The following is a 7,158-nucleotide window of genomic DNA, read 5'->3' on the forward strand; positions in this document are numbered from 1 at the left end:
TTGCCAATATAAGATCTCTTTTCATTTAGCGTAAGAACTTCATATTTTTTATTTATTAAGACTTTTTTGCGGTTGTCTTTTACAATTAATCGAACGTCTTCGTAATATGCATCTCTTTTTTTATCATCAGATAGTGAGGAATTATCCTTATCATTTGCTGGTTGTGCAATTGTTTGGACGCATAAAAATAGTACTAGTCCAGTTAAAAGCGGAATCAAAATGATTTTCTTAGCAATTGCTTTCGAGCTTGATGTGGTTTTTGTCATCATGAGTAAACGTTTTTTAGTTATTAAATAATTCAAATTACTGGCCAAGTAAAAAGTTTGGTTCTCGTTCGCTTTCGATAGTAATAAGGATTGGTAGAACGGAACATTGTTATAGGAGGTCACTACTTTCTCATCGGCAAGAAATTCGTGGTTGAGTTGTATGGCTTTTTTGTAAAAAATAAAAATAGGGTTGAACCAAAAAACGGTTTTCAATAGTTCGATGAATAAAATATCCAACGTGTGTTTTTGAGTCACATGCGTGAGTTCGTGTGTGTACAATTCGGCTTCAATTTGACGGTTGTTGTATTCCGTTTCATTGATGAAAATCGTATTCAGGAAAGTGTGCGACAATGTTTTTTCGGGGACCAAAATCAATTTAGCATTCTTATAATCAATTGGTTCATTTGATCTCATTTTAGACGAAATGGTATTGATATTGCTAATAAAACGTATCGCCAAAATAAGTGTTACTACAGCATACAAACTCCATAATCCTATATCCAAATAGTTTGTTTCCTCCAGTATTACAGCGCTTCCTTGCAGTATCTGGATATTTCCCGCATTGACTGTAGGTTGTGCTATTTCCTGAATGACTTCGATAGTTATAAATGGAATCACCATCGAGAAAACAAGGCTGAACAACAAGTAAAACCTATTGAAAACGTGTATTTTTTCTTTCTCTAAAAACAAATAATACACTGCCAATAGCACCAATAAAGTAATTGTCGATTTGATTAGAAAGTCGCTCATTTTTTCTTTTTTAGAATTTCACTGTCGATTATTTTCTTGAGATCTTCCAATTCCGTTTGAGACAAATTGGTTTCAGGGGTAAAGAAAGAAGCACAAAGGTTTATTTAGTAAGGAAACAAAAATTAGTCTTTTAGCCTATTGATCATCATTATTTAGTTCTGATAGGTCGTGTATTTTTATCTTTACAAATTGTAATTTCTAATTTTTCTCCAGTGAATTTCTGGTGGGAGTTTTTTAAATTTTTATCAAAATAATTATGTGTATAAAAATGATATTGGTAAGGCTGTGGGAATTTCTTGCTTCTTGCATTTTTTGACACACCGCTTCCTTGAAAAAAAGCAATTTCACTAGGCTTAAAATTGATTAGTGATTTATTGGTTTGGTGAACGTCATCTATCCAAATGGCGTATTTCTTAGCATTTTTAAAGTCTTCTAATTCTTGAGTTGTGGGTGATTTTTTTTCAAGAGCATTTGGAACATAGAAAAAAGCTCTTTTCTTGTACTCATCACTTAAATCTTCATATTTCGTATCAATTTTCTTGTTTTTTACAAGGTCGTGAATGACAACTCTAACTCCGGCAAAGTATGAATCTTTTCGGGACTCGCTGGTTGCTATAAGTTTAGTTTTGGTGGTAACTTGTGCAGTATTTTTTATTTGTGCAATAGTTTTGAAACAAAACATGAAAAGTAGTCCTGATAGAACGGGAATCAGAATAATTTTTTTTGCAATTGATTTCGAGCTTGATGTGGTTTTTGTCATCATGAGTAAACGTTTTTTAGTTATTAGATAGTTCAAATTACTGGCCAAGTAAAAAGTTGGGTTCGCGTTTGCCTTTGAGAGCAACAAAGATTGGTAAAACGGAACATTATTATAGGAGTTCACTACTTTCTCATCGGCAAGAAATTCGTGGTTGAGTTGCATGGCTTTTTTGTAAAAAATAAAAATAGGGTTGAACCAAAAAACGGTTTTCAATAGTTCGATGAATAAAATATCCAACGTGTGTTTTTGAGCCACATGCGTAAGTTCGTGAGTGTACAATTCAGCTTCAATTTGACGGTTTTTGTATTCTGTTTCGTTGATGAAAATTGTATTCAGGAACGTGTGCGGCAATGTTTTTTCGGGAACCAAAATCAATTTGGCATTCTTATAATCAATTGGTTCATTTGATCTCATTTTAGACGAAATCTTGATGATATTGCTAATAAAACGTATCGCCAAAATAAGTGTTACTACAGCATACAAACTCCATATTCCTATAACCAAATAGTTTGTTTCCTCCAGTATTACTGCGCTTCCTTGCAGTATTAGGATATTTCCCGGATTGACTGTAGGTTGTGCTATTTCCTGAATGACTTCGATAGTTATGAATGGAAGTGCCATCGAGAAAACAAGACTGAACAACAAGTAAAACCTATTGAAAACGTGTATTTTTTCTTTCTCTAAAAAGAGATAATACACCGCCAGTAGCGCGAATAAAGTAATTGTCGATTTGATTAGAAAGTCGGTCATTTTTTCTTTTTTAGAATTTCACTGTCGATTATATATTTCTTTGCACCTCATTAATAATTACTGGTTTTGTAACTGTGCCTTCTTTTATTGTTTTCTCAATTACTTTGAAAAAAGCTTTTTTGTCTTTATCCTTTAAATGCTTTTCAAAATAAGAGTTGCTAAATAGTAGATAATGATTTAAATTAGTTTCTATAGATTTTCCATTTAAAGTTGGATTGTAATATCTTGAATAGCTTACAATATAATTTGCGTTATATTTTTTTAAATCGATATTGTTGATTTTTTTGCCGTCTAATATTCCTGAAAATCTAGTGTCATTTATCCAGGTTTCAAATTCTTTTTTCGTTGGACTTTTCCTTTTGATTTCCGCTGGAGCATTGCCAATATAAGATCTCTTTTCATTTAGCGTAAGAACTTCATATTTTTTATTTAATAAGACTTTTTTGCGGTTGTCTTTTACAATTAATCTAACGTCTTCGTAATAGGCATCTCTTTTTTTATCCTCAGATAGTGAGGAATTATCCTTGTCATTTGCTGGTTGTGTAATTGTTTGGACGCATAAAAATAGTACTAGTCCAGTAAATAGCGGAATCAAAATGATTTTCTTAGCAATTGATTTCGAGCTTGATGTGGTTTTTGTCATCATGAGTAATCGTTTTTTAGTTATTAGATAATTCAAATTACTGGCCAAGTAAAAAGTTGGGTTATCGCTTGCCTTTGAGAGCAATAAAGATTGGTAGAACGGAACATTGTTATAGGAGGTCACTACTTTCTCATCGGCAAGAAATTCGTGGTTGAGTTGTATGGCTTTTTTGTAAAAAATAAAAATAGGGTTGAACCAAAAAACGGTTTTCAATAGTTCGATGAATAAAATATCCAACGTGTGTTTTTGAGTCACATGCGTGAGTTCGTGTGTGTACAATTCGGCTTCAATTTGACGGTTGTTGTATTCTGTGTCGTTGATGAAAATGGTATTCAGGAAAGTGTGTGGCAATATTTTTTCGGGAACCAAAATCAATTTGGCATTCTTATAATCAATTGGTGTATTCGTCTTCATTTTAGACAAAATGGTGATGATATTACCGAAAAAACGTATCGCCAAAATAAGTGTTACTACAGCATACAAACTCCATATTCCTATAACCAAATAGTTTGTTTCCTCCAGTATTACTGCGCTTCCTTGCAGTATTAGGATATTTCCCGGATTGACTGTAGGTTGTGCTATTTCCTGAATGACTTCGATAGTTATGAATGGAAGTACCATCGAAAAAACAAGGCTGAACAACAAGTAAAATCTATTGAAAACGTGTATTTTTTCTTTTTCCAAAAACAAATAATACACTGCCAATAGCACCAATAAAGTAATTGTCGATTTGATTAGAAAGTCGCTCATTTTTTCTTTTTTAGAATTTCACTGTCGATTATTTTCTTGAGAGCTTCCAATTCCGTTTGAGACAAATTGGTTTCGGTGGTAAAGAAAGATGCGAATTGTGACGCTGAATTATTAAAGAAATTACTAATCAATCCGTTGACGTGTTTCGAGAAATAATCGGTTTTCTTGACCAAAGGATAATATTCCCGAGAGTTTCCAAATTCATTGTAGGCTACAAATTGCTTGTCGATCATTCTTTTTAATAAAGTAGCGATGGTTGTGGTGGCAGGCTTTGGTTTCGGATAGGCTTCAAGCAAGTCTTTCATGAAGGCTTTCTCGAGTTTCCAAAGGTGTTCCATTACTTGTTCTTCGGCGTTCGTGAGTTGTTGCATGTTTATTTAATTTCTATTTCGGAAAATGATTCTCCGTTATTGTATTTCTTTATTGTTATTAATTTTCCATCTTCATTAAAGAAGTTCCAGTCACCAAAATAAAACCAATGCGCGTACTGATCGCTCGTTTCCATTTTTGTTTTTCCTATGGATTGTATTTTTCCATTTTTATGATAAAAAGTAGTGCTGCAAATGTTGTCTTTGTATTTTTCTCTTTTAATGATTTTACCATTTAAGTAATAACTCCATTTTTTTACGGGATCTCCTTTTCTGTATTTTCCAATAGATTTATAATGGGAACTATCCTCTGAGTAATTTTCAATCCATAGTCCTTCCTTAAGTTTGTTTTTCATTTGATTGGTTTTGCAACCAAAGAATAAAAACACCAAGCCGAGTAGAATAACAATTTGTCGCATAAAATGATTTTGTTCTACGAAAATAGAGTTTGCTCTACAAATGTAGAATAAAAAATGAAATAAACAAATTTTTAAGAAAAATAATTTGGTGGTCAAGGATTTACAGTAGCAATTGGAGTAGAAGTACTGTTCGGCTTTGGATGGATTTAACAGTAGACTACATGTAGCCGTAAGAAATTTTCTTATATTTGAACAAGGAAAATCGAAACAGACCATCGAAAATGAATCTAGATTTTGGTATGTTTCAAATAAGTACAAGTTAGCAGTAATTAGCTGTTGGATATTAATCAAATAAAAATCAAAATGAAACGGAAATATTATTTAATCGTTCTAGTTGCGCTATGCTTTTCTACTAATTCATTTGCGCAAACACAGTTAGAAATGAATAGAACAGCTGATGCTAAATACAAAAAAGCTGATGCCGAACTCAATAAAGTGTACAAGCAATTAATTTCAATACTTAATCAAACTGAAAAATTATTATTGATTCAAGCTGAAAAGGATTGGGTTAAATTTAGAGATTCAAGCTGTAAATTTGAATATTCACAATATGAAGGCGGAAGTATAAAACCGCTCATCTATTCAACTTGTTTAGAAGAATTAACAAGGAAAAGAATTTTAGAAATTAAAGCAAGTATAAAGGAAAGAAACAAGAAATAATACCAACCTTTTATGGATTTTAGATTTACAAAATATAGCTTTATTAATGCGCTATGGTCATTGATACCAATTTTTCCAACTTGGACATTGTTTCCTGGTCTTCTCGCGGCAATGGGCTTGGAAAAAATCACTAGTAACTGTGAAACTGGCTATTTAATTGTTCTTTGGTTTTCAGCGGTAGCAGCAATTGGAATGATGGTTTTCTATGGCTATAGGTTGGACAATATTTTGCTAAAGACTGAAAGTGAAGTTAAACGTAATTTTAGATTTTATTCTTTGATCATATATACCTTATCAAATACTGTTTTATTAATTACTTTGCTTGGTGTGGATTTGGCATGTTACGGAGACGGCCAAACCTTGTTAATGTGCATCTTTTCAGGACCACTTGCAAGCTTAGTTCTAATCGCTTTTGGGTTTCTATTGGATTTAAAATAAAGTATTTCCACAATTTTTCTACAACTAAAACTATCTTATCTCCTTTAAGAAATCTAGCAACGAGCAATAGTTTGCGTTAAGGATGGAAGTGGAAATCCTTTTTAGACGCCTTTTCGGCGGATAAAAAAGATTGAGAATGGACAGCCTGACCCGCTATTTTCGGCGGGGAACGCCCAAAAAAAATCCGCCCTGTTTAGAGCGGATTTAGTATTTATGGAAAGGAATTTATTTTGATAACTCCACGAAATATTTATAAAACAACGGAATGGTTTCGATTCCTTTTAGGTAATTGAAGATTCCGAAGTGCTCGTTTGGCGAGTGAATGGCATCGCTGTCGAGACCAAATCCCATGAGGATAGTTTTGCTTTTTAGTTCTTTTTCGAATAACGCTACAATAGGAATACTTCCTCCGGAACGCACTGGAATGGCTGGTGCGCCAAAGGTTTCAGTATACGCCATGTTTGCCGCTTTGTACCCAATGCTGTCTATTGGGGTTACGTAGCCTTGCCCGCCATGATGCGGTTTTACGAGTACGGTTACGCCTGCAGGGGCAATGCTGGTGAAATGTTTGGTGAACAATTCAGTGATGTGCTCCCAATCTTGATTCGGAACCAAACGCATCGAGATTTTGGCGTATGCTTTGCTCGCAATGACAGTTTTTGCGCCTTCTCCGGTGTAGCCGCCCCAGATTCCGTTGACGTCTAGGGTAGGACGGATGGAGTTTCTTTCGTTCGTTACATAACCTTTTTCGCCGTAAATGTCGTTTAAGTCGAGTGCTTTCTTATAGTTTTCAAGGCTAAAAGGCGCTTTGGCCATTTCGGCTCTTTCCTCCGTAGATAGTTCTTCTACATTATCATAGAAACCGGGAATGGTAATGTGGTTGTTTTCATCATGAAGCGAAGCAATCATTTTTGCCAACACATTGATTGGATTGGCAACGGCGCCTCCGTACAATCCCGAATGTAAGTCGCGGTTTGGACCTGTAACTTCTACTTCTACATAGCTTAATCCACGTAAACCAGTGGTGATCGACGGTTGCTGATTCGAAATCATTCCGGTATCTGAAATTAAAATTACATCGTTTTTAAGTTTTTCTTGGTTGCGTTCTACAAACCAGCTCAAACTTTTAGAGCCAATTTCTTCCTCACCTTCAATCATAAACTTGACATTACAAGGCAAAGTGTTGGATTGAACCATATATTCTAATGCTTTTACGTGCATGTACATTTGACCCTTGTCATCACACGATCCACGGGCAAAAATAGCGCCTTCGGGATGAATGTCGGTTTTTTTGATTACTGGTTCAAATGGGGGAGAAGTCCAAAGTTCCAATGGATCTGGTGGTTGTACATCA

General features: G+C 34.4%; 8 protein-coding genes. 2 read left to right on the forward strand and 6 right to left on the reverse strand.

Going from position 1 to position 7,158, the window contains the following annotated elements:
• The 5 genes from AC061C_RS15030 to AC061C_RS15050 all read right to left on the reverse strand — a co-directional run.
• A partial coding sequence (locus tag AC061C_RS15030; protein WP_478291845.1) for a M56 family metallopeptidase occupies window positions 1-1,016 on the reverse strand: 1,016 nt, incomplete at its 3' end.
• Between the two features lie 148 nt (window positions 1,017-1,164).
• Window positions 1,165-2,526, reverse strand: a complete 1,362-nt coding sequence (locus AC061C_RS15035; protein ID WP_478291846.1) for a M56 family metallopeptidase — start codon at window positions 2,524-2,526, stop codon at window positions 1,165-1,167.
• 28 nt (window positions 2,527-2,554) lie between these two features.
• Complete coding sequence (locus AC061C_RS15040; protein ID WP_478291847.1) at window positions 2,555-3,919, reverse strand: M56 family metallopeptidase; 1,365 nt, start codon at window positions 3,917-3,919, stop codon at window positions 2,555-2,557.
• Window positions 3,916-4,290 (reverse strand): BlaI/MecI/CopY family transcriptional regulator, encoded by a 375-nt coding sequence (locus AC061C_RS15045; RefSeq protein ID WP_478291848.1) that lies wholly within the window; start codon window positions 4,288-4,290, stop codon window positions 3,916-3,918. The genes AC061C_RS15040 and AC061C_RS15045 overlap by 4 nt, the downstream gene beginning before the upstream one ends.
• 2 nt (window positions 4,291-4,292) lie before the next feature.
• Complete coding sequence (locus tag AC061C_RS15050; protein ID WP_417976393.1) at window positions 4,293-4,643, reverse strand: hypothetical protein; 351 nt, start codon at window positions 4,641-4,643, stop codon at window positions 4,293-4,295.
• A gap of 366 nt (window positions 4,644-5,009) precedes the next feature.
• On the opposite strand from AC061C_RS15050, the gene AC061C_RS15055 reads away from it, so the two are divergent.
• Window positions 5,010-5,366, forward strand: a complete 357-nt coding sequence (locus tag AC061C_RS15055; protein WP_478291849.1) for a lysozyme inhibitor LprI family protein — start codon at window positions 5,010-5,012, stop codon at window positions 5,364-5,366.
• Window positions 5,367-5,378: 12 nt separating this feature from the next.
• Window positions 5,379-5,804: a hypothetical protein gene (locus tag AC061C_RS15060; RefSeq protein ID WP_478291850.1), complete on the forward strand. Its 426-nt coding sequence runs from the start codon at window positions 5,379-5,381 to the stop codon at window positions 5,802-5,804.
• A 225-nt stretch (window positions 5,805-6,029) separates the two neighbouring features.
• Here the strand turns inward: AC061C_RS15060 and AC061C_RS15065 are convergent.
• A partial coding sequence (locus AC061C_RS15065) for a dipeptidase (protein ID WP_478291851.1) occupies window positions 6,030-7,158 on the reverse strand: 1,129 nt, incomplete at its 5' end.

It is taken from the genome of Flavobacterium sp. GNP010 (assembly GCF_056428945.1).

Coding starts and splice junctions, on each gene's coding strand:
- AC061C_RS15060 (WP_478291850.1), top strand. CDS start 5,379: ATGGATTTTAGATTTACAAAATATAGCTTTATTAATGCGCTATGGTCA.
- AC061C_RS15055 (WP_478291849.1), top strand. CDS start 5,010: ATGAAACGGAAATATTATTTAATCGTTCTAGTTGCGCTATGCTTTTCT.
- AC061C_RS15040 (WP_478291847.1), bottom strand. CDS start 3,919: ATGAGCGACTTTCTAATCAAATCGACAATTACTTTATTGGTGCTATTG.
- AC061C_RS15035 (WP_478291846.1), bottom strand. CDS start 2,526: ATGACCGACTTTCTAATCAAATCGACAATTACTTTATTCGCGCTACTG.
- AC061C_RS15050 (WP_417976393.1), bottom strand. CDS start 4,643: ATGAAAAACAAACTTAAGGAAGGACTATGGATTGAAAATTACTCAGAG.
- AC061C_RS15045 (WP_478291848.1), bottom strand. CDS start 4,290: ATGCAACAACTCACGAACGCCGAAGAACAAGTAATGGAACACCTTTGG.